Genomic DNA, 21,246 nt, shown 5'->3' with positions numbered 1-21,246 from the left:
TTACTAAGGTGGGTCTGCCTTGTATCTGTTTGAAAGCCTAAATCTAATAATTCAGCAATATCTCCCAAAAGAGCAAGTTGAATTACTGAAAAAAGCCTATGTTGTCGCACGGGATGCTCATGAAGGGCAGACCCGTTCCAGTGGTGAGCCTTATATTACTCACCCTGTTGCTGTTGCTTGTATTCTGGCTGAAATGCGTTTGGATCATGAAACACTGATGGCTGCGCTACTTCATGATGTGATTGAAGATACTCCAGCGACATTTCAAGACATAGAGCAGCTGTTTGGAACTACCGTCGCCGGCTTAGTCGAAGGGGTTTCCAAACTGGATAAGCTGAATTTCCGCGACAAGAAAGAAGCTCAAGCAGAAAACTTCCGTAAAATGATCATGGCAATGGTGAAAGATATCCGTGTCATTTTGATCAAACTGGCAGACCGTACTCACAATATGCGCACGCTTGGGTCATTACGACCCGATAAGCGTCGCCGCATAGCGCGTGAAACACTGGAAATTTACAGTCCTCTCGCGCATCGCTTAGGTATCCACCATATTAAAACCGAACTCGAAGAGTTAGGTTTCGAAGCGCTGTATCCAAACCGTTATCGTGTTATCAAGGAAGTGGTGAAATCCGCTCGTGGTAACCGTAAAGAAATGATCCAAAAAATCCTTTCTGAAATTGACGGTCGATTAACGGAAGCAGGTGTACCCTGTACAGTCAGTGGTCGCGAAAAACATCTGTATTCTATCTATCGGAAAATGCATCAAAAAGAGCAGCGATTCCATTCCATTATGGATATCTATGCTTTTAGGGTCATCGTTGAAGACGTTGATACCTGCTACCGTGTTTTAGGGCAAATGCACAGTCTTTATAAACCTCGTCCGGGGCGAATCAAAGACTATATTGCTATTCCTAAAGCTAACGGATACCAATCCCTCCACACCTCATTAATTGGACCTCATGGGGTACCTGTCGAAGTACAAATTCGTACTGAAGATATGGACCAAATGGCCGAAATGGGTGTTGCTGCTCACTGGGCATATAAAGAACAAGGCGAATTGGGAACCACTGCGCAGGTGAAAGCCCAGCGTTGGATGCAAAGCTTGCTCGAACTCCAACAGAGTGCGGGAAGCTCATTTGAATTTATTGAAAGCGTAAAATCAGACCTCTTTCCTGATGAAATTTACGTTTTCACCCCCGAAGGTCGTATTGTCGAATTACCGACAGGCGCAACACCGGTGGACTTCGCGTATGCCGTGCATACTGACATTGGGCATGCTTGTGTGGGTGCACGAGTTGATCGCCAACCTTACCCACTCTCCCAGTCACTTTCTAGCGGTCAAACGGTAGAAATTATTACGGCTCCAGGCGCTCGACCAAATGCGGCATGGTTGAACTTTGTGGTAAGTTCAAAAGCACGTGCAAAAATCCGTCAGTTACTGAAGAATTTAAAACGCGAAGACTCCGTTAATTTAGGTCGTCGCCTACTCAATCATGCGCTAGGTACAGGCACCAAAATCACGGATATACCTCGTGAAAGTATTGATGCCGAATTAGCTCGCATGAAGCTCCACTCTATTGACGATTTACTTGCCGAAATTGGTTTAGGTAATGCCATGAGTGTTGTAGTAGCTCGTAACTTGCAAAGTAACCCTCAGAGTGCTCAGTCAAGTGCCGTTGAAGAACCAGTGATTACGGAAAACCGTAATAAGCTGTCCATCAAAGGGGCTGATGGAGTCTTAATTACCTTTGCTAAATGCTGCCGTCCTATCCCGGGCGACCCAATTATTGCGCATATTAGCCCAGGTAAAGGATTGGTTATTCACCATGAATCTTGCCGTAATATCCGTGGTTATCAGAAAGAACCGGATAAATTTATGGCTGTTGAGTGGGATACCGAGACAGACACAGATTTTATCGCTGAAATTAAAGTTGATATGATAAACCATCAAGGTGCCCTTGCTAACTTGACCGCCGCTATCAATGATGCGAACTCAAGTATTCAAAGCATGAACACTGAAGAGAAAGATGGTCGTGTTTACTGCGCCTTTATTCGCTTGTCGATTAAAAACCGTATTCAATTGGCTAACGTGATGCGTAAAATTCGTATCATGCCAGATGTTCTACGCGTCAGCCGTAACCGTAATTAGTCGATATCATTAAAAATACGAACTCTCACTATGAATGAACGCCGCTATCGCCGCATTTGCCAAATGATGGCGATGCGGCAGCCCGACCTAACACTTTGTCTTGAAGAAATTCATAAGCCTCATAATGTTTCTGCAATTGTGCGCAGTGCTGATGCAATCGGGATCCATAAAATTCATGCCATTTGGCCAGACCAACAGGTTAAACTCTCCGTCTCCTCTGCAGCGGGAAGTAATAGTTGGGTAAAAGTCATCTCGCACCAATCCACCGAAAGCGCCATTACTCAGATAAAATCCCAAGGTATGCAGATTTTAGTCACGAATCTGTCAGATACGGCTGTCGATTTTCGAGAAATTGATTATACCCGCCCAACCTGTATTATGGTGGGACAAGAGAAAACGGGTATCTCGGATAAGGCATTAGCCCTTGCAGATCAACATATTATCATCCCAATGATTGGTATGGTGCAGTCACTCAATGTATCTGTCGCCTCTGCACTTATTTTGTATGAAGCCCAACGTCAGCGCCAACTCGCAGGCATGTATGACCGAGAAAATAGTCTATTATCTGAGCAAGAACAACAAGAGTGGCTATTTGAAGGCGGCTATCCTGTATTGGCTGAAGTGGCTAAACGCAAAGGGCTTCCTCGCCCATTTATCAATCAGCAAGGTCAGATAGAGGCTGATGATGCTTGGTGGGCACAAATGCAGCTTTCTGAAAAAATGAAGAGAAAACAACTCAGTTAAGGAATCGACATGAACCGTGGTCTGCTTAATACCATTTCACTGACTTCACTTCATGGCATTGGTGCCAGCCAGTCAGAAAAAATGAGTAAAATCGGGTTGAACACAGTTCAGGACTTGCTTCTGCATTTTCCACTGCGTTATGAAGATCATACGCGTCTTTATCAGATTAAAGACTTGATACCCGGCACAACGGCCACTATCACTGGTCACGTTCTACAAACCAAAGTCGTTTTTGGACGTAAAAGAATGATGACCTGCCTGATCAGCGATGGTACAGGCAACCTAACGCTGCGTTTTTTCAACTTCTCTGCTGCAATGAAAAACAGTTTAGCCGAAGGTCGCCAAGTGACTGCCTACGGAGAAGTGCGTCGTGGTAATACAGGACCTGAAATTATTCACCCTGAATATAAAGTCTCTCAAGAAACGGATAATATCGCCCTTCAAGAGAACCTAACTCCGGTTTATCCGACAACCGAAGGTGTCCGCCAAGCCACACTGCGTAAAGTGATGGAGCAAGCGCTCACCATGTTAGAAAGTGGCAATATTCAAGAGTTACTGCCCGAAGAGTTCAGCCGTAGCCTAATTAGCCTCCCCGATGCCATCCGACTGTTACACACTCCACCACCGGATGTTTCGTTAGAAGAGTTGGAAAAAGGGCATCACCCAGCCCAAAAGCGTTTGATCCTCGAAGAGTTACTGGCTCACCATTTAAGTATGCTTGCCATTCGGGCTGGCAATGAACGGCTCTATGCTGAACCATTGGTTTCATCTGGAAAGTTTAAAACGCCTTTACTGGCAAATTTGCCGTTCTCACCAACTAACGCGCAAAAACGCGTCGTAGCAGAAATCGAAACTGATTTACGAAAAAATGCCCCAATGATGCGTTTGATCCAAGGTGATGTCGGTTCCGGTAAAACACTTGTGGCTGCATTAGCCGCACTGTGTGCCATTGAAAATGGTAAACAAGTTGCCTTAATGGCACCGACTGAAATTCTTGCAGAGCAGCACGCAAATACCTTTAAGCAATGGTTTGAACCTCTAGGTATCAAAGTAGGCTGGTTAGCAGGTAAACAAAAAGGTAAAGCCCGCCAGCAACAACAAGATGCCATTGCGAGTGGTGAAGTCTCGATGGTAGTCGGTACCCATGCCATCTTCCAAGAGCAAGTGAGCTTTCACTCTTTAGGGTTAGTCATCATTGATGAACAACACCGCTTTGGCGTTCACCAGCGGCTCGCTTTGCGCGAGAAAGGTGAACAGCAAGGATTCCACCCACATCAATTAATCATGACCGCTACGCCAATCCCACGCACGCTGGCAATGACTGCTTACGCCGATCTCGATACCTCAGTGATTGACGAGCTTCCACCAGGAAGAACTCCGGTCACTACTGTGGCGATTCCAGACACCCGACGTAGTGATATTGTCGAGCGCGTTCGCCAAGCCTGTTTAGAGGAAGGACGGCAAGCTTATTGGGTGTGCACATTGATTGATGACTCAGAGGTACTTGAAGCGCAAGCTGCCCAAGTTACCAGCGAAGAACTCGCGTTGGCCCTACCTGAACTCAAAGTTGGACTAGTCCATGGTCGAATGAAACCCGCCGAAAAGCAAAGCATTATGGCGGCATTTAAGAATAACGAAATACAGTTACTTGTTGCTACCACCGTTATCGAAGTCGGGGTGGATGTTCCGAACGCAAGCCTGATGATTATTGATAACCCCGAACGGCTTGGATTAGCACAATTGCACCAACTACGGGGGCGGGTTGGTCGTGGCTCTGTCGCATCTCACTGTGTGCTACTTTATAAAACGCCACTCACTCATACCGCCAAGCAGCGCTTACAAGTTTTACGAGACAGTAATGATGGCTTTGTGATTGCCCAAAAAGACTTAGAAATTCGAGGCCCCGGAGAGCTGCTAGGTACCAGGCAGACAGGGAATGCGGACTTTAAAGTGGCAGACTTGCTACGAGATCAATATATGTTGCCAGAAGTGCAACGGTTGGCACGACATATTCAACAAAACTACCCTGAGCATGCTCAAAAGATTATTGAACGCTGGCTCCCTGAGCGCGAGCAATATAGCCACGCTTAAGCTTTTTCCTTCCTTAAAATGAAAATTGCCGTGAACACATCCATGTCCACGGCAATACCTGCTTTATTTATACATTTAGTTATATATGTTTGTATTTACTTCAATACTTGTTCTGTACTAGCCGCCAATCGTTGGGAAAACTGGCAACCATAAGTAGAACTTAATCACTAACGCATTCACAATATCGATAAAGAATGCCCCTACCATCGGCACGACTAAGAATGCTAGGTGAGATGGACCAAATTTATCGGTTACCGCTTGCATGTTAGCGATAGCGGTTGGTGTTGCCCCTAAACCGAAACCACAATGACCCGCCGCTAAAATAGCAGCATCATAGTTTTTACCCATCACACGGAAGGTAACAAAAATCGCATATCCTGCCATAACGCAAGCTTGAACGCCGAGAATGACTAACATTGGGATTGCTAAAGACGCCAGTTCCCACAGTTTTAAACTCATTAATGCCATGGCTAAGAATAAGGATAGACTGACGTTACCCATCACAGAAACCGCGCGGTCAAATACTCGATAAAAACCAAGTAAAGATAGGCTGTTACTTAAGATAACACCGACGAACAATACGCAAACAAATTTAGGCAGTGCAAATGCGGTGCCTGATAGTAGCCCTGCAATCCAGCTTCCTGCTAGCAAACAGATAGCGATCAACGCAATAGTTTCAATCAACACCATCGAGTTGATCATGCGGTTGGATTGTGGCTTTTCAAATGCGGTAGGAACATCTTTGTCCTCATCCGCGGTACCAGGTGTTGGGATATTGCGAATTAAGAAACGTGCAACAGGGCCACCAATAAGCCCTCCAAGTACTAAACCAAAGGTTGCACAAGCCATTGCAACTTCAGTTGCACTCTTGAAGCCATAATCTTCAGTAAAGATTTTACCCCAAGCGGCGCCTGTACCATGTCCACCGGATAAAGTGATTGAGCCGGCTAATAGCCCCATAAGAGGGTCTAAACCTAATAATTTCGCAAGTGCGATACCGACTGTGTTTTGAACTAGCAATAAACCGACAACGACAAAAATGAAAATTAACAATGCTTTACCGCCAGCTTTTAAGCTCGCTAAGTTAGCATTCAAACCAATGGTCGCAAAGAATGCGAGCATCATCGGTTCTTGCAGTGATAAGTCGAAGGAGAGGCTCCAATCAAATACTTGCTTAACCACTAACAGGGTAAAAGCGACTAATAATCCCCCTGCAACGGGTTCAGGGATAGTGTATTTTTCAAGAAATGAAACTGACTTTACCAGTTTACGTCCGAGTAATAGCACGAGTGTAGCAGCGACCAGAGTGCCGTAGACATCGAGATGATACATTTATGTACCTCGTCTGTTGTTAATATTATTTAAAACTAATTAGACGTTATTTTTTTCCTTAAAACGCCAAAAGCAGGTGCATGGATTAGAAAAAAAAATCGCGATAAATACAAGTTAAAACATATAAAAATGTGACGCTCTTAGTTTAATATCCACCTTAATTTTTTTGCGCAACCGATTGCTTTTTGAATTATTCTCTTTAAAATGCGCTTTTTGCTAGTGGAATTGGAATAATGAACGCAACGGCATCTGAAGAACAAAATGTTGAAAAAACAGTACAAAACCAAAGCGAACTGATCTATCGCCTTGAAGATAGGCCACCTTTACCTCAGGCGCTGTTTGCTGCTGGACAGCATCTATTAGCGATGTTTGTCGCGGTGATTACCCCCGCAATGCTTATCTGCCAAGCACTTGGGCTACCCGCTCATGACACCCAGCGAATCATCAGCATGTCATTGTTTGCTTCAGGAATCGCCTCTCTGATTCAGATCCGCGCGTGGGGTCCTGTCGGCTCAGGATTACTTTCCATTCAAGGCACCAGTTTCAACTTTGTTGCACCGTTGATTATGGGGGGAGTTGCACTCAAGCAAGGCGGAGCCGATATCCCTTCCATGATGGCGGCATTATTCGGCACATTAATGGTCGCAGCACTGACCGAAGTTATCTTATCGCGTTTCTTACATTTAGCTCGCCGAGTTATCACGCCGCTGGTTTCTGGTGTTGTGGTCATGATCATTGGTTTATCACTGATTCAAGTCGGTTTAACCTCAATTGGTGGGGGTTACAGTGCACTGAGCGATAACACATTCGGTTCCCCTGATAACCTCATTCTTGCAGGCATTGTGTTAGCCGTCATTATCCTGTTAACTCGCCAGAAGAACCCGTACTTACGCGTTGCATCATTAGTGATTGCAATGGCAGTAGGCTACCTTGCTGCTTGGTGGATGAATATGCTGCCAACTACGCAAGCCAGTGATGCCAATCAATCTCTGATTACGATCCCTGAACCTTTTTATTATGGTCTCTCTTTTGACTGGAATTTACTCATTCCACTAATTCTAATTTTTATGGTGACGTCGCTAGAAACCATTGGTGATATCACAGCAACGTCAGATGTCTCCGAGCAGCCAGTACACGGACCTCTCTATATGAAACGTATTAAAGGCGGTGTATTAGCCAATGGACTAAATTCTATGGTGTCAGCGGTGTTTAATACCTTTCCTAACTCCTGCTTTGGTCAGAATAATGGCGTTATCCAATTAACAGGTGTTGCTAGCCGCTATGTGGGTTACTTAGTGGCGTTGATGCTAGTGCTACTGGGTCTGTTCCCAGCAGTGGCAGGTTTTGTGCAACAAATTCCTGAACCTGTTCTAGGTGGTGCTACCATTGTGATGTTCGGCACAATTGCTGCGTCCGGTGTGCGTATCGTTTCTCGCGAGCCACTCAATCGCCGCGCAATTATGATCATTGCATTGTCTCTAGCCGTAGGAATGGGGGTTTCTCAGCAACCGTTAATCCTACAATTTGCGCCTGACTGGCTGAAAACCCTGTTTTCATCCGGTATTGCAGCAGGTGGTTTAACTGCGATTGTACTGAACTTGATTTTCCCTCACGAAAAATAATTCCCTATACCGCCGCAAGAGTTGAACACGCCGGCGGTTCTTCTGTATGCTATCCTTGAGTTGCCGATATATTAAACATATCGGCAATTTATATTTTTATCTGATTAATAAGGGAGCAGACAAACGTGAAAGGGTTACTGAGGTTTTTCGGCTATATTTTTCTGCTTCTTTTGATTGTATTTCTTGCCTGCTATATTGCCTTACAAACTCGATGGGGAGCAGGTTACGCCAGCCAACTTCTGAGCAAATTTACGCCTTATGACATTACCGTCGGCATTATGGGACATCAATTCTCCGATCCGGGTAAATTTATTTTCCAAGACATTAAGATTGAATCAAGCAACAAGCAGCTAGAATTAGATGCTCGGCAAATTGTGGTGGATGTCAATTGGCGGCATATTTTCAGTGGCGAAGCTATTCAACGCTTAACCATCACTCAAGGAGACTTATCTGCAAACTTTACCAAGAACACATCGCCGCTACCGCTTTCTGCAAAAGTCCTACAATTTGAAAATAGCCAGATTCAATTAACTCAAGACAAAAACACCGTTCAAGTCGCAGGATTTACAGGGGGTATAACCCCATGGAAACCAACAACTGAAAATCCATTTGGTTATGGTGATTTTCGCTTTACTACCAATCAATTAACCTTGAATTCTCTCCCTTTTAGAAATGTCGCGGTCACGGGGAAATTACAAGAAAAGGTAACAGATTTTAGCCAAATCAGCGGCTACCTCAATAATGGGGCGATCACGGGTAAAGGAAAATGGTTTGCTGACGGTTCTATCACCATTGATAACCTGTCGATGAATAAAGTGGGCTGGCAGAATGACTTAACCTTTGATGCGCTGTTTGATGCAATAAACAGTGACCGAACATTGCAAATCAACCAATTACAACTAACCAATGTAGATATTCAAGGGCGCGATTGGGCACTGTCGGGTCTGAGCAGCGAAGTCGATCAAATTGCCTTGGTGAGAGGGAGTTGGAGCAGCCCAAAAAGCCATATTAATTTCAATGTCGATCAATTGGTTATCCAAGACCAGCAAATTGATACGCTCATCGGTGAGCTGAACATTGACGGTGATAACTTCAATGTTGATAAGCTCTCCGGCTACTACAATAAAGGTATTTTTAACCTCAGTGCGGTTTGGCAACGTAATGATAAATCACTGACCATCACTGACGGTACGCTCGCTGGGGTTCTGTATACCTTGCCAGATAATTGGCTGTCGTTCTTTGCTCAACCCACACCAGCGTGGTTATCCACATTCGCCATTGATAATTTTACCGTCACGCAATCTTTGCTGATGAATATTCAACCTGAATTTCCTTTCGAATTTACCGCGTTAAGCGGCAACATTCGCTATGTTGACCTGATCAAACAGAAACAGTGGGGAATCTGGAAGGGGCAAGCTACTTTCAATGCCGATACAGGTACCATCAACCAGGTGATGATCCGTCGTCCACTTTTAGAAATTGCAGGAAGTAATGGGCGTGCCGCCGCAAGCCTCAGTGGCAGCGTTGACCGTGGTATCGCAAAAATTGGTTTACTGGCACAGCAAGAGCCAAATAAAGTACCTTTTGAATTACGTGCATCAGGCACCAACATTGATTTAAGTGATTTAAACCAATGGGGTTGGTCAGGCTTTTCACCACAAATGTGGGGAGATTTCGAGGCTTCATTACAAGGGGATTTACTCGCATCACCTCTAGTATCAAGCCTCAACGGAAAATTAACCGCTAAGCCACTTCAAGGAAGCGCTCAACTGCGTACTGTGGTTGATGGCCATGTGGCGTCTGGCGTCGCCCCCGTAGAGCCATCAGCAGAATCCCAACCCAAGCTAGAATCACACACTGTACCAGCAGAAAATACCTACCCTGTTGATAGGCATGTTCCTGATATGGTTACTCAATAAAGCAGTGAGTTAGTAAGCAATAAAAAAGCAGGCTCATCCCTTCGGATTGCCTGCTTTTTCGATTCTTCACCAAAAACAGTCAGCCACCTAAAAACATTATTCGCTTTTCTCTTTTTTCGTTTCTGGCAGCACCATGTATATGCCGCTAAATACCGCACCCACTTGGTTTTCTGCATTGCTCACATGCACTTCTAGTTTTACCCGCGCTTTACTTCCTCGGGCGAGGCGATCTAAATCCCCACTAAGATGTGAGAGATCGGCCACTGCGGTTGGGCGTCCACTAACGGGTTTTGCGTAGCGAATATTGGCATCTACCAGAACGATTTCTCCGCCTAATTGATGCTCTTGCAGCAGTAGCCAAATCATTCCCCAGCCAGTTAACGTGGCGAGAGAAAACTGGCTTCCAGCAAAAATAGTATTATGAGGATTTTGGTTGCCAGCTTCTGGCATTGTCGTCACAAAGCGCTTTCCTGTGTACTGTTCAATACGTACACCCATTTTTTCACTTAATGGAATATGCTTGTGCCAAGCTTGCTGAAGCTCACCGCACCAATCCGGACGATGGAGAATTTGGTCAAGGGTTTCAATTGGTTTGATCATCAAATAGTGTCGAACAGGGGTTTTCAACTCTCCAGTGACCTCGCCACGACGTTCAAAACCCATTTTGGCGAAGAATGGTACGGCTTCTTCTCGAACACTGGACACGATACGTTTAACACCTTCTCGCCTTGCAATGGTTTCAAGCGCCATAATAATCAGTTTGCCTAACCCCTTGCCTTGCATGACAGGATTAACTGCGAGAAAGCGAATAGCTCCTTCATTATCGGCATTAATATATAGGCGCCCAATGGCCAAAATACGATTTTTTTCATCAACCACCATTTGATGGTGAGCGGTTAAATCATAACCGTCTTTTTCAGAGCCAAGGGGTTGTTTGAACGGTTCTCGCAGCATTGACCAGCGAAATTGGTAGTATGCAGCGAATTCAAGTTCATCTTTTGGTGTCCGTAGGTGATACATCTCTCCCCCCTCCCTTAAGCGATTTTTCTACACTTGCAGCCAAAAAGTCACGGGACCATCATTGGTCAAGCTAACTTGCATGTCCGCCGCAAATTCACCGGTTTCTGTCACGATGCCTTGTGCACGGCTTTGCTCAACAAAATATTGATACAGCTGATCCGCTTTCGCTGGCTCCGCTCCGCCGGAGAAACTTGGGCGCATCCCTTTCTTGGTATCTGCGGCTAACGTGAACTGTGAAACCACTAATAAACTTCCACCAGCTTGTTGAACGTTAAGGTTCATTTTGCCTTGGTCATCGCTAAAAATACGATAGCCAAGGACTTTCTCACAAAGGCGTTTTGCTTTCTGCTCATCATCGTCTTTTTCAACACCGAGCAAAACTAAAAGACCAGGACCAATTTGCCCTACTGTTTTTTCATCAACAACCACACTCGCGTGAGTGACTCTTTGGATTAATGCAATCATGGGTACTCGATAAAAAAAGGAGTAACGTCGCCGTTACTCCTTATTAAGAACTGGATTATTCGACTTCGGCGCTAAAGTCGTAAGTACGAAAATATTCAGGAACGGTGTCTTTATTCAAGACATGAACACCTTTGATACCAAGTGCTTCAGCCGCTTTTACGTTTTCTTCTACATCATCAAAGAACACCGCATCAGCTGCTTCAAATTCTTCAGATTCCAGAACATATTTGAAAATTTCTGGGTCTGGCTTACGCATTCCTAAATCTTGGGATAGATACAGGAAGTCAGAGGACGCTGCAATTTCAGGGTAGTGTTCTGGCCAATAATCAAGATGCAGGCGATTAGTGTTAGATAACACGACAACGCGATGACCTTGCTCACGCAGACGTTCCATAATATCAATGACTTCTGGTCTTAGTGAGATGAAAATTGAGTGCCAGCCTTCTGCAAAATCTTCAAAGCTTAGGGTGATACCCAATTCTTCACAGAGCAGTTCAGCAAATTCGATATCTGAAATTTTGCCACACTCGTGGAGTTGGAAGATATTGCCAAAAGTGAATCGCTTTTTGATTTCTGAACTTGGGGTACCACTTAGTTCAGACCACTTATCAAATACACGATTGAAGTCGATATCAATAATCACATTACCCATATCGAAGATATACAGCATAAATTGTCCTCTTAGTTATTCATTAAATTTACTTTAATCATTATTGAGGCAACTGAACAGTCCTAATTGAGGATTATTAAGGTTATTTTTTCAATTTATCGATTAAGCAAATTGGCTAGAGGAATGACGTTTGTGTCTGGAGAAACAAATTTTTTCCTCCGATATAACTAAATTCATTTATCGTTCGATTTTTGTGCATAAAAAAAGGTGCCATATTTGGCACCTTCAATTTTAATTCAAAGACTAACGATTAATCTTCTTTAGAACGGCCAGCACGACGGCGATCGTTCTCTGTCAAGTGACGCTTACGCAGACGAATTGACAGTGGAGTTACTTCAACTAATTCATCATCATCGATAAACTCAAGAGCTTGTTCCAGAGTCATTTTGATAGGTGGTGACAGCGTTGTTGCTTCATCAGTACCTGATGCACGCATGTTAGTCAGTTTTTTACCGGTTAAGCAGTTAACAGTCAGGTCGTTAGAACGTGAGTGAATACCGATGATTTGGCCTTCATACACCTCAGCACCGTGACCTAAGAATAACTTACCGCGATCTTGCAGGCTGTACAGTGCGTATGCAACTGCTTTACCTTGACCATTAGAGATCAGAACACCGTTTTGACGGCCGCCGATTTCGCCTGGGCGAACATCGTCGTAGTGGCTGAATGTGGAGTACAGTAAGCCAGTACCTGAAGTCATAGTCATGAACTCAGTACGGAAGCCAATCAGACCACGGCTAGGAATGATGTAGTCTAAACGTACACGACCTTTACCGTCTGGCATCATGTCACGCAGGTCACCTTTACGCTCACCTAACGCTTTCATCACGTCGCCTTGGTTTTGTTCTTCAACATCCAAAGTCACTTGTTCGAATGGCTCTTGTTTACGACCATCGATTTCACGAACGATAACTTTTGGACGAGAAACGGCTAATTCGAAGCCTTCACGACGCATGTTTTCGATCAGAACAGATAAGTGCAGCTCACCACGACCAGAAACGCGGAATGCATCTGGATCTTGAGTTTCTTCAACACGCAGTGCAACGTTGTGAACCAGTTCTTTATTCAGACGATCAAGGATTTGACGTGAAGTAACGAACTTACCTTCTTTACCACAGAATGGTGAGGTGTTAACACAGTAGAACATGCTAACTGTAGGCTCATCAACCGCCAGTGCAGGCAATGCTTCAACGTTACCCACTTGGCAGATGGTGTCAGAAATATTCAGCTCACCTAAACCAGTCAGTGCAACAATGTCGCCAGCTTCAGCTTGTTGTGAATCAATACGCTCTAAACCTAAATGAGTCAGAACTTTACCGATTTTACCGTTGCGAGTCTTACCTTCGCTATCGATAACAGTCACTTGTTGGTTAGGTTTAACAGTACCACGCTTGATGCGACCGATACCGATAACGCCTAAGTAGCTGTTGTAATCTAACTGAGAAACTTGCATCTGGAATGGACCTTCCAGATCAACTGCTGGTGGCTCAACGTGTTCCACGATAGCTTCGTACAGTGGAGTCATGTCTTCAGCCATGTCAGTATGGTCAAGACCAGCGATACCGTTTAATGCAGATGCATAAACGATAGGGAAATCTAATTGCTCATCCGTAGCACCTAAGTTCACGAATAAGTCGAATACTTGGTCAACAACCCAATCAGGACGCGCGCCTGGGCGGTCAACTTTGTTGATAACAACAATTGGACGTAAACCGTGGTCGAACGCTTTTTGCGTTACGAAGCGAGTTTGTGGCATTGGACCGTCCATCGCATCAACAACCAGCAGAACGCAGTCAACCATGGACATAACACGTTCAACTTCACCACCAAAGTCGGCGTGACCTGGGGTGTCTACGATATTGATGTGATAACCATTCCATTGGATAGCGGTGTTTTTAGCAAGGATTGTAATACCACGCTCTTTCTCCAAGTCATTGGAGTCCATAACACGCTCATCAACAGTTTCACGTTCACCGAAAGTGCCGGACTGTTGCAGTAATTTACCAACCAGTGTTGTCTTGCCATGGTCAACGTGAGCGATGATGGCGATGTTTCTTAAGTTTTGAATTGACAAGGATTTTTACCGTTTAATTGACAGGAAAGGAATATGCTTTATGAGTTGTTGTAATGCCCAAAGCATACTTTCTACGTTAATTTGCTGTTATTTTACACGTTTTTCCACACAAGTGGAATAAATGTGAAAGCCATCACTATTAAAAAAGTTTTTAGCTAAAAAACATTCAGTTGCGTCGTCGTGCAAAGATGCTCAAAAAAATAGCAATTATCAGCACTAGGAAATCACAAAGTGGCAGGATAATACGCTAAAAAGGAAATATTAGCAGCCGAAAAAAAGAATAAAAAATAAACTTTCTTCGTCTATCACTCATTTCAATGTATTTTTTATTATTTAGATATATCTGATTTGACAATTTAGATATATCGGAATAAAGTGAACTCATCAACGCAATTTAGATATATCGAAATAATAACAGAGGTTCCTATGAGAATACATCAATGCCGTCATGTTTATGCCTCACATCATGACGAACATCAACGAGGACACGGTGGCTGCTGCCACAATAGCGAGCACCAAGAACATCGCCATGGTCATGACCACGGGGAATGTTGTCACGGCGAGGGTCGTCACGGTCGTGGACACGGTGAAGGCTGTCACGGCGAGGGTCGTCACGGTCGCGGACGCGGTGAAGGCTGCCACGGCGAGGGTCGTCACGGTCGTGGACGTGATGAAGGCTGCCACGGCGAGGGTCGTCACGGTCGTGGATACGGTGAAGGCTGCCACGGCGAGGGTCGTCATGGTCGCGGACGCGGCAAAGGCTTACGTCGCCTATTTGACCATGGAGATCTGCACATTATGGTGCTCTCTTTAGTGGCAAAAAAACCAAGCTATGGTTATGAAATCATCAAAGACATCCAAGAAGCATCTAATGGCTTATATGTACCAAGCCCTGGGGTCATCTACCCAACCTTAACCCTATTAGAAGAACAAGGCTTTTTGGAATCCCAAATTGTCGAGCGTAATCGCAAAAGTTTCTCTATTACTCCAGAAGGGGCTGAACACCTCGCGCAGAATAAAGAAACTGAAGCCGTTATCAGCCGTAAATTAGCCAAAGCCCGTGAACTACAGCAAGGCACCAACTTATCAGAAGATATCGAAATGGCAGTGAGCCGTTTTAAAGCCCTGCTCCGCCACAAAATGGTGCTCAAGCAATTAAATGAAGAACAAACTCATCAAATTGCAGCGATCATCAATGATGCCGTCAAACAAATTGAAGAAGTAAACACGTTATTAACTGACAGTAATGACGAATAAACCTTTTTATATCTCTAAAAATACCAACGGTGTCGCGCCAATCAATGGCACTACACCGTTTTTGTTTCCGCTTTTCATTGATTGCACCATATTGGTGCAGCAAATCTTTTCCTTGCACCAATACAGCGCAATGATAGACTGTTTTTTAGCCTAATCATTGCCATCTTCTTGTCATCATCCCCATTTACGATGATTTTAAAAGTTGGCACGCTTTTCGCTTATATAACCCTAGAGAGCTTGCAATATTGTTAATGAAATAATCATTAATCTTGCGAAGCCAGATAAACCAACCCATGCGCACCTTAATTGCTGCGTGAGTTGATTAGACCCGACCAGGAGAGCCGAGAATGTCCGCTAAACATGCTTTATCGTTAATCGAAGAGCACAATGTTAGATTTATTGATCTGCGTTTTACTGATACAAAAGGTAAAGAGCAACACATCACTATCCCTGCTCATCAAGTTGACGAAGACTTCTTTGAAGAAGGTCAAATGTTTGATGGCTCATCCATCGGTGGCTGGAAAGGCATCAACGAGTCTGACATGGTATTAATGCCTGATGCATCTACCGCAATGTTAGACCCATTCTACGCCGATAATACCTTAATCATTCGTTGCGACATTTTAGAGCCAGGCACTATGCAAGGTTATGATCGCGACCCCCGCTCTATCTCTAAACGTGCTGAAGATTACCTGCGTTCTAGCGGCATTGCGGATATGGTGTTATTTGGACCTGAACCAGAATTTTTCGTGTTCGATGACATTCGCTTCGGCAACAGCATGCACAGCAGCTACTATCACATCGATGATATCGAAGCCGCATGGAACACTGGCACTAAATACGAAGGCGGTAACAAAGGTCACCGTCCAGCAGTGAAAGGCGGTTACTTCCCAGTACCACCAGTAGACTCATCACAAGATTTACGTTCGGCTATGTGTACCACGATGGAAGAGATGGGCTTAGTGGTTGAAGCTCACCACCATGAAGTGGCAACTGCAGGTCAAAACGAAATCGCAACTCGCTTTAATACCATGACCAAAAAAGCGGATGAGACTCAAATTTACAAATACGTTGTCCATAACGTTGCACACGCATACGGCAAAACTGCGACCTTTATGCCAAAACCATTAGTTGGTGATAACGGTTCCGGTATGCACTGCCACATGTCTTTATCTAAAGGTGGTGTGAACCTATTTGCAGGCGATAAATACGGCGGATTATCTGAGATGGCGCTGTACTACATCGGCGGTATCATCAAACACGCTCGCGCACTGAACGCATTCACTAACCCAACGACTAACTCCTACAAACGTTTAGTCCCAGGTTTTGAAGCACCAGTAATGCTGGCTTACTCTGCACGTAACCGCTCTGCTTCTATCCGTATCCCAGTGGTTGCAAGCACGAAAGCACGTCGTATCGAAGTTCGCTTCCCAGACCCAGCGGCTAACCCATACTTAGCGTTTGCTGCTCAGTTAATGGCAGGTCTTGATGGCATCATCAACAAGATCCACCCAGGCGATGCGATGGACAAAAACCTGTATGACTTACCGCCAGAAGAAGCCAAAGAGATCCCAACAGTGGCGGGTTCTTTAGAAGAAGCACTGGCTGAACTGGATAAAAACCGTGAGTTCTTAACTCGTGGTGGTGTATTTACTGACGATGCTATCGACGCTTACATCGAATTACTGCGTGCTGATATCCAACGCGTTCGTATGGCACCACACCCACTCGAATTTGAAATGTACTACAGTGCGTAACACGCCGTTCCACTGATAGTCTTTGTTGCCGTGAAGCACTTGCCCCATCTTTGGATGGGGCCTTTTCTCTGCACCGAGTGATAAACAGCAAATATTGGCTTCGACGTATCGGTTAATCAGTAAATAACGTATAATGCACCAAAATAGTGCAGGAGCAATATTACATGAAAGCCGAGCATTTACCTGTCCCCGAACATCTCCTCGATTCCTTAATTAACAGCGTATTAGTGCTGGATTACGATTTAGTCATTCATTATGCCAACCATGCCGCCTTACAAATTTTGGCACAAAGCCCCCGTAAGCTCTATGGCACCCCGCTCCCGTTACTATTCAACTATTGTTCATTAAATGATGAACAGATGCTCAATAGCCTCAAAACCGGCCACAGTTTTACCGAAAACGAAGTGACTCTGGTGCTTAATAACCACTCTCACATGATGTCTTTAAGTGCTCAGCCTTTATCCGACCAATTTATTCTTGTCGAGCTGTCCCAATTGGATAGCCAGCGACGCCTTAGCCAAGAGTTAGCGCAAAATGCCCAGCAGCTTGCTGCCCGTGAATTGATCCGTGGGCTTGCCCATGAAATCAAAAACCCATTGGGTGGATTACGTGGTGCGGCGCAATTATTGTCTAAGGCGCTGCCCGACCCGCAGCTAAATGAATATACCCAAGTGATTATTGAGCAAGCCGATCGCCTACGTGCCTTAGTCGATAGGTTATTAGGACCTCAATATCCGGGACCGAAAACCGAGCAAAGTATCCATCATAGTGTGGAAAATGTGATGCGCTTAGTCGGGTTAGAAAAACCAGACAATATCACGCTGGTTCGCGATTACGACCCAAGCCTTCCCGATCTGGAATACTACCCAGACCAAGTAGAGCAAGTGCTGCTCAATATCACGCGTAACGCCTTGCAAGCACTTGGCGATACGGGTAGCACCATCACTTTGCGCACGCGCACCGCATTCCAAGTGATGCTGCAAGGGGAGCGCTATAAGCTGGCTGCGCGGATTGATATTGAAGATAACGGTCCCGGTATTCCACTCGCTATCCAAGATACGCTGTTTTACCCGATGGTCAGCGGTCGCCCTGATGGCACTGGCTTAGGCTTATCTATCGCGCGCAGTCTAGTGGATCAACATGCGGGGAAAATTGAGTTTAACAGTTGGCCGGGTCACACCGAGTTTTCTATTTATCTACCCATCAAAAAATAGGAGATAGCCATGCAGAAGGGAAAAATCTGGGTTGTTGACGATGACAGTTCAATCCGCTGGGTACTAGAGCGAGCGCTCAACAGTGCCGAACTTAATTGCACCTGTTTTGACAGCGCCGATGCGGTGCTTGCCGCCCTCAACAATGACGTCCCTGACGTATTACTCTCCGATATTCGTATGCCGGGCATGGATGGGCTTGCCTTACTCAGCCAGCTAAAACAGTCCCATCCATTACTGCCGATTATTATCATGACCGCGCATTCCGATTTAGATGCCGCCGTTAACGCTTATCAATCTGGCGCTTTTGACTATCTCCCTAAGCCTTTTGATATCGATGAAACCGTCGCCTTAGTAGAGCGCGCACTAAACCACAGCCGTGAACAAAACAATGCTGCTAGCGATAAACCGCAAGCCGCGGTGATTTCGTCAACGATGATCGGCGAAGCCCCTGCTATGCAGGAGGTGTATCGGATCATTGGGCGTCTTTCCCGCTCCTCAATTAGTGTACTTATCAACGGGGAATCTGGAACGGGTAAAGAGCTCGTTGCCCACGCGTTGCATCAACACAGCCCACGTGCTAATGAGCCTTTTATCGCCTTAAATATGGCGGCTATTCCAAAAGATTTAATTGAATCTGAGCTATTTGGTCACGAAAAAGGGGCTTTTACAGGCGCATCCCAAGTTCGCCAAGGGCGCTTTGAGCAAGCTAATCGAGGTTCACTATTCCTCGATGAAATCGGTGACATGCCTCTGGATGTGCAAACGCGCTTATTGCGGGTACTGGCTGAAGGGCAATTTTATCGAATTGGTGGCTATACCCCTGTTAAGGTTGACGTGCGGATTATCGCCGCAACGCACCAAAACTTAGAAAAACGCGTGGAAGAAGGATTATTCCGCGAAGACTTGTTCCATCGACTGAACGTGATCCGCGTACAGCTTCCGCCATTACGGGAACGCGTTGAAGATATTCCTCGTCTGGCCCATTACTTTTTGCAAAATACCGCCAAGGAGTTAGGGGTAGAAAGCAAAGTTCTGCACCCTGACAGCATTAAAATTCTTCAACGCTATTCTTGGTCGGGAAATGTGCGCCAATTGGAGAACGTCTGTCGTTGGTTAACCGTGATGGCAGCTAGCCAAGAAGTGCTTCCGCAAGATTTACCAAGCGATCTATTTAATAAGCAAGAATCCAACAAGTCAGCGAAAGATCCTGCTTCATCCGCCATCCATTCTCAAGATCCTAACCTCACATGGTTTGATCTATTAGAAAAATGGACTGATTCCGCACTGAACGCCGGCCAGCAAAATTTATTTAATGACGCCATGCCGTTATTAGAGAAAACCATGCTCAATTGCGCCCTCAAATATACCCACGGACATAAGCAAGAAGCAGCTCGCTTATTAGGCTGGGGTCGAAATACCCTAACGCGAAAATTAAAAGAGCTCGGTATCGAAGATTAATTTCTAGAAAGCTCACCATCTAGCAGCTATGATTTAATTAGGTTAACACGCGAAAAAACGTGTTAACTTTTCATTGGTTAATATTGATTATCAATAAAATATCATCAAAAAGCCGCACTAATTGAATATCGATGCTCGATAACCATCATCTGTCAATATACCGTCATTGAGGGTTTCCTATGAGCGAAAACCATACAATATCCGAAATTATTGGACATAAAATAACACTAATCCGTGAATATCATCATTTGTCATTAAAAGAACTAGCTGATGAAATTGGTGTTTGCGAATTTCAACAGCTGAAATATGAAAAAGGAAAGTCACGAATTCCCGTCGATAAACTAAAACAATACGCCGATTATTTTGAGATTAGTTTATTAAGCTTTTTTATATTTAGTGAAGCGGAGAAGAAATTTATTTTACATTATCTTAATAAAAAGTAGTCACTATAAGATATACGCAAATAGACCAATCTTATTTCATGATTGAAATAGGATGATTTAACTTCATAAAAAATAAATCAATGTATAAATAAGAATATTGTTTTATGTCAAAACCTGCCATCAATATTTTACATTTACGATAAAATCTCACTCTCCCAACCCATAAAGCGTGTTTTTGTACAATCTCGCACTCTAAAATAAATCCTGACATTTAATTTTTATTTTCAATTCACATTGAAATTGAAATTATTAATATTTCAATTTTCCAAATTAACCTAAATAAAAACCCCACCCGTATAGTGAATTTAAAACAAAAATAAATAACCGTAACTCAAGATGAAATTTAAAATCTAAAAAAACACAAACTTGTTTATTTATAAAAACAAACACAAAATACTTAAGCTTTAATTCACAAGCGAAAAACATTCACGAAATTATATTTATATCGAACTCAGTTCGGAGAGTTAAAATGAAAAAACAGATTATTGCATCGTTAATTGCAACAGGAACTTTATTAATTTCTGCTAATAGCTTTGCCAAAGATGGTGATATTAATTTCACAGGCGAAATTATCGATAACGCATGTCAGTTAGCATCCGGTTCTGATGCGATTCAAGTGAACTTAGGTAAAGTCTCTAAAACATCATTAGCCAGTACTGGTAGTACTGCTGCTGCCACTAAGTTTTCCATTCAATTAGAAAACTGCCCTGCCGCAGTAACCACTGCAACGGTAAAATTTGATGGCGTTTCTTATGAAGGTGATAGCAGCGTTCTGCAGTTAACCAATGCGGGAGCATCTGGAATTGCTAAAGATGTTGGTATTCAGATCCAAGATGCTAAAGGGGTGACTGTTCCTTTATATACAGAATCCAATGAGTACACACTAAAAGAAACAGTTGTAAATAATTTAGATTTTACTGCACGTTATATTGCGATGTCTGATGCTGTCAGTGCTGGTTTAGCAAACTCAACGGCAACATTCACAATTAATTATAACTAATTTCAATTTAAGGTTTATAGGGATATAAGCC

16 protein-coding genes are annotated in these 21,246 nt (G+C 44.1%); 11 read left to right on the top strand and 5 right to left on the bottom strand.

From position 1 onward, the window contains the following. Positions 1 to 19: 19 nt before the first annotated feature. The 3 genes from spoT to recG are packed head-to-tail and all read left to right on the top strand — an operon-like array spanning position 20 to position 4,984. Entirely contained in the window at positions 20 to 2,149 is a 2,130-nt protein-coding gene (gene spoT, locus GKR61_RS08930) for a bifunctional GTP diphosphokinase/guanosine-3',5'-bis pyrophosphate 3'-pyrophosphohydrolase (RefSeq protein WP_154599873.1), read from the top strand. Positions 2,150 to 2,179: 30 nt separating this feature from the next. Further along, a complete protein-coding gene (gene trmH / locus GKR61_RS08925; RefSeq protein ID WP_154639735.1) occupies positions 2,180 to 2,893 on the top strand; it encodes a tRNA (guanosine(18)-2'-O)-methyltransferase TrmH in 714 nt (237 codons plus the stop codon). Positions 2,894 to 2,902: 9 nt separating this feature from the next. Continuing rightward, complete coding sequence (gene recG / locus GKR61_RS08920; RefSeq protein WP_036948574.1) at positions 2,903 to 4,984, top strand: ATP-dependent DNA helicase RecG; 2,082 nt, start codon at positions 2,903 to 2,905, stop codon at positions 4,982 to 4,984. Positions 4,985 to 5,101: 117 nt separating this feature from the next. Here recG and gltS read toward each other — a convergent pair whose 3' ends face one another. Continuing rightward, on the bottom strand, positions 5,102 to 6,316 hold the full coding sequence (gltS, locus tag GKR61_RS08915; protein ID WP_036948572.1) for a sodium/glutamate symporter: 1,215 nt from the start codon (positions 6,314 to 6,316) through the stop codon (positions 5,102 to 5,104). A gap of 233 nt (positions 6,317 to 6,549) precedes the next feature. Here gltS and GKR61_RS08910 point away from each other — a divergent pair, with 233 nt between their 5' ends. Together GKR61_RS08910 and GKR61_RS08905 are read left to right on the top strand one after the other, a co-directional pair. Then, entirely contained in the window at positions 6,550 to 7,938 is a 1,389-nt protein-coding gene (locus GKR61_RS08910; protein ID WP_036948569.1) for a uracil-xanthine permease family protein, read from the top strand. 125 nt (positions 7,939 to 8,063) lie between these two features. Then, complete coding sequence (locus GKR61_RS08905; RefSeq protein WP_336426617.1) at positions 8,064 to 9,857, top strand: AsmA family protein; 1,794 nt, start codon at positions 8,064 to 8,066, stop codon at positions 9,855 to 9,857. A gap of 96 nt (positions 9,858 to 9,953) precedes the next feature. Here the strand turns inward: GKR61_RS08905 and fabY are convergent, their stop codons facing one another. The 4 genes from fabY to typA form a co-directional block, all read right to left on the bottom strand. After that, positions 9,954 to 10,877, bottom strand: a complete 924-nt coding sequence (fabY, locus tag GKR61_RS08900; protein WP_036948563.1) for a fatty acid biosynthesis protein FabY — start codon at positions 10,875 to 10,877, stop codon at positions 9,954 to 9,956. 27 nt (positions 10,878 to 10,904) lie between these two features. After that, the gene (dtd, locus tag GKR61_RS08895) at positions 10,905 to 11,342 is read right to left on the bottom strand and encodes a D-aminoacyl-tRNA deacylase (protein ID WP_036948561.1); all 438 of its coding nucleotides are present in this window, start codon (positions 11,340 to 11,342) and stop codon (positions 10,905 to 10,907) included. A 55-nt stretch (positions 11,343 to 11,397) separates the two neighbouring features. After that, positions 11,398 to 12,012, bottom strand: a complete 615-nt coding sequence (gene yihX / locus GKR61_RS08890; protein ID WP_036948558.1) for a glucose-1-phosphatase — start codon at positions 12,010 to 12,012, stop codon at positions 11,398 to 11,400. A gap of 250 nt (positions 12,013 to 12,262) precedes the next feature. Next, positions 12,263 to 14,086: a ribosome-dependent GTPase TypA gene (gene typA / locus GKR61_RS08885; RefSeq protein ID WP_036948555.1), complete on the bottom strand. Its 1,824-nt coding sequence runs from the start codon at positions 14,084 to 14,086 to the stop codon at positions 12,263 to 12,265. 426 nt (positions 14,087 to 14,512) lie between these two features. On the opposite strand from typA, the gene GKR61_RS17730 reads away from it, so the two are divergent. The 6 genes from GKR61_RS17730 to GKR61_RS08850 all read left to right on the top strand — a co-directional run bounded on the left by GKR61_RS17730 (position 14,513) and on the right by GKR61_RS08850 (position 21,215). Further along, positions 14,513 to 15,343, top strand: coding sequence for a PadR family transcriptional regulator (locus tag GKR61_RS17730; protein WP_230083145.1), 831 nt, complete (start codon positions 14,513 to 14,515; stop codon positions 15,341 to 15,343). 347 nt (positions 15,344 to 15,690) lie between these two features. After that, positions 15,691 to 17,100 carry a glutamate--ammonia ligase gene (gene glnA / locus GKR61_RS08870; protein ID WP_154639734.1) on the top strand — a complete coding sequence of 470 codons (1,410 nt, stop codon included), beginning with the start codon at positions 15,691 to 15,693 and terminating at the stop codon, positions 17,098 to 17,100. A 164-nt stretch (positions 17,101 to 17,264) separates the two neighbouring features. Beyond that, a complete protein-coding gene (gene glnL, locus GKR61_RS08865; RefSeq protein WP_154639733.1) occupies positions 17,265 to 18,314 on the top strand; it encodes a nitrogen regulation protein NR(II) in 1,050 nt (349 codons plus the stop codon). Positions 18,315 to 18,323: 9 nt separating this feature from the next. Next, a complete protein-coding gene (gene glnG / locus GKR61_RS08860) occupies positions 18,324 to 19,772 on the top strand; it encodes a nitrogen regulation protein NR(I) (RefSeq protein ID WP_154599872.1) in 1,449 nt (482 codons plus the stop codon). Positions 19,773 to 19,951: 179 nt separating this feature from the next. After that, a complete protein-coding gene (locus tag GKR61_RS08855) occupies positions 19,952 to 20,215 on the top strand; it encodes a helix-turn-helix domain-containing protein (protein WP_036948539.1) in 264 nt (87 codons plus the stop codon). A gap of 469 nt (positions 20,216 to 20,684) precedes the next feature. Further along, positions 20,685 to 21,215: a fimbrial protein gene (locus tag GKR61_RS08850; RefSeq protein ID WP_036948536.1), complete on the top strand. Its 531-nt coding sequence runs from the start codon at positions 20,685 to 20,687 to the stop codon at positions 21,213 to 21,215. The last annotated feature ends 31 nt before the right edge of the window (positions 21,216 to 21,246 follow it).

Origin of the sequence: Providencia sp. wls1916 (genome assembly GCF_009706585.1) — a bacterium.
Classification (GTDB): Bacteria; Pseudomonadota; Gammaproteobacteria; order Enterobacterales; family Enterobacteriaceae; genus Providencia; species Providencia lanzhouensis.
Note: the sequence above shows the minus strand (reverse complement) of the source record. Positions and strands in the feature narration are given on the sequence as shown.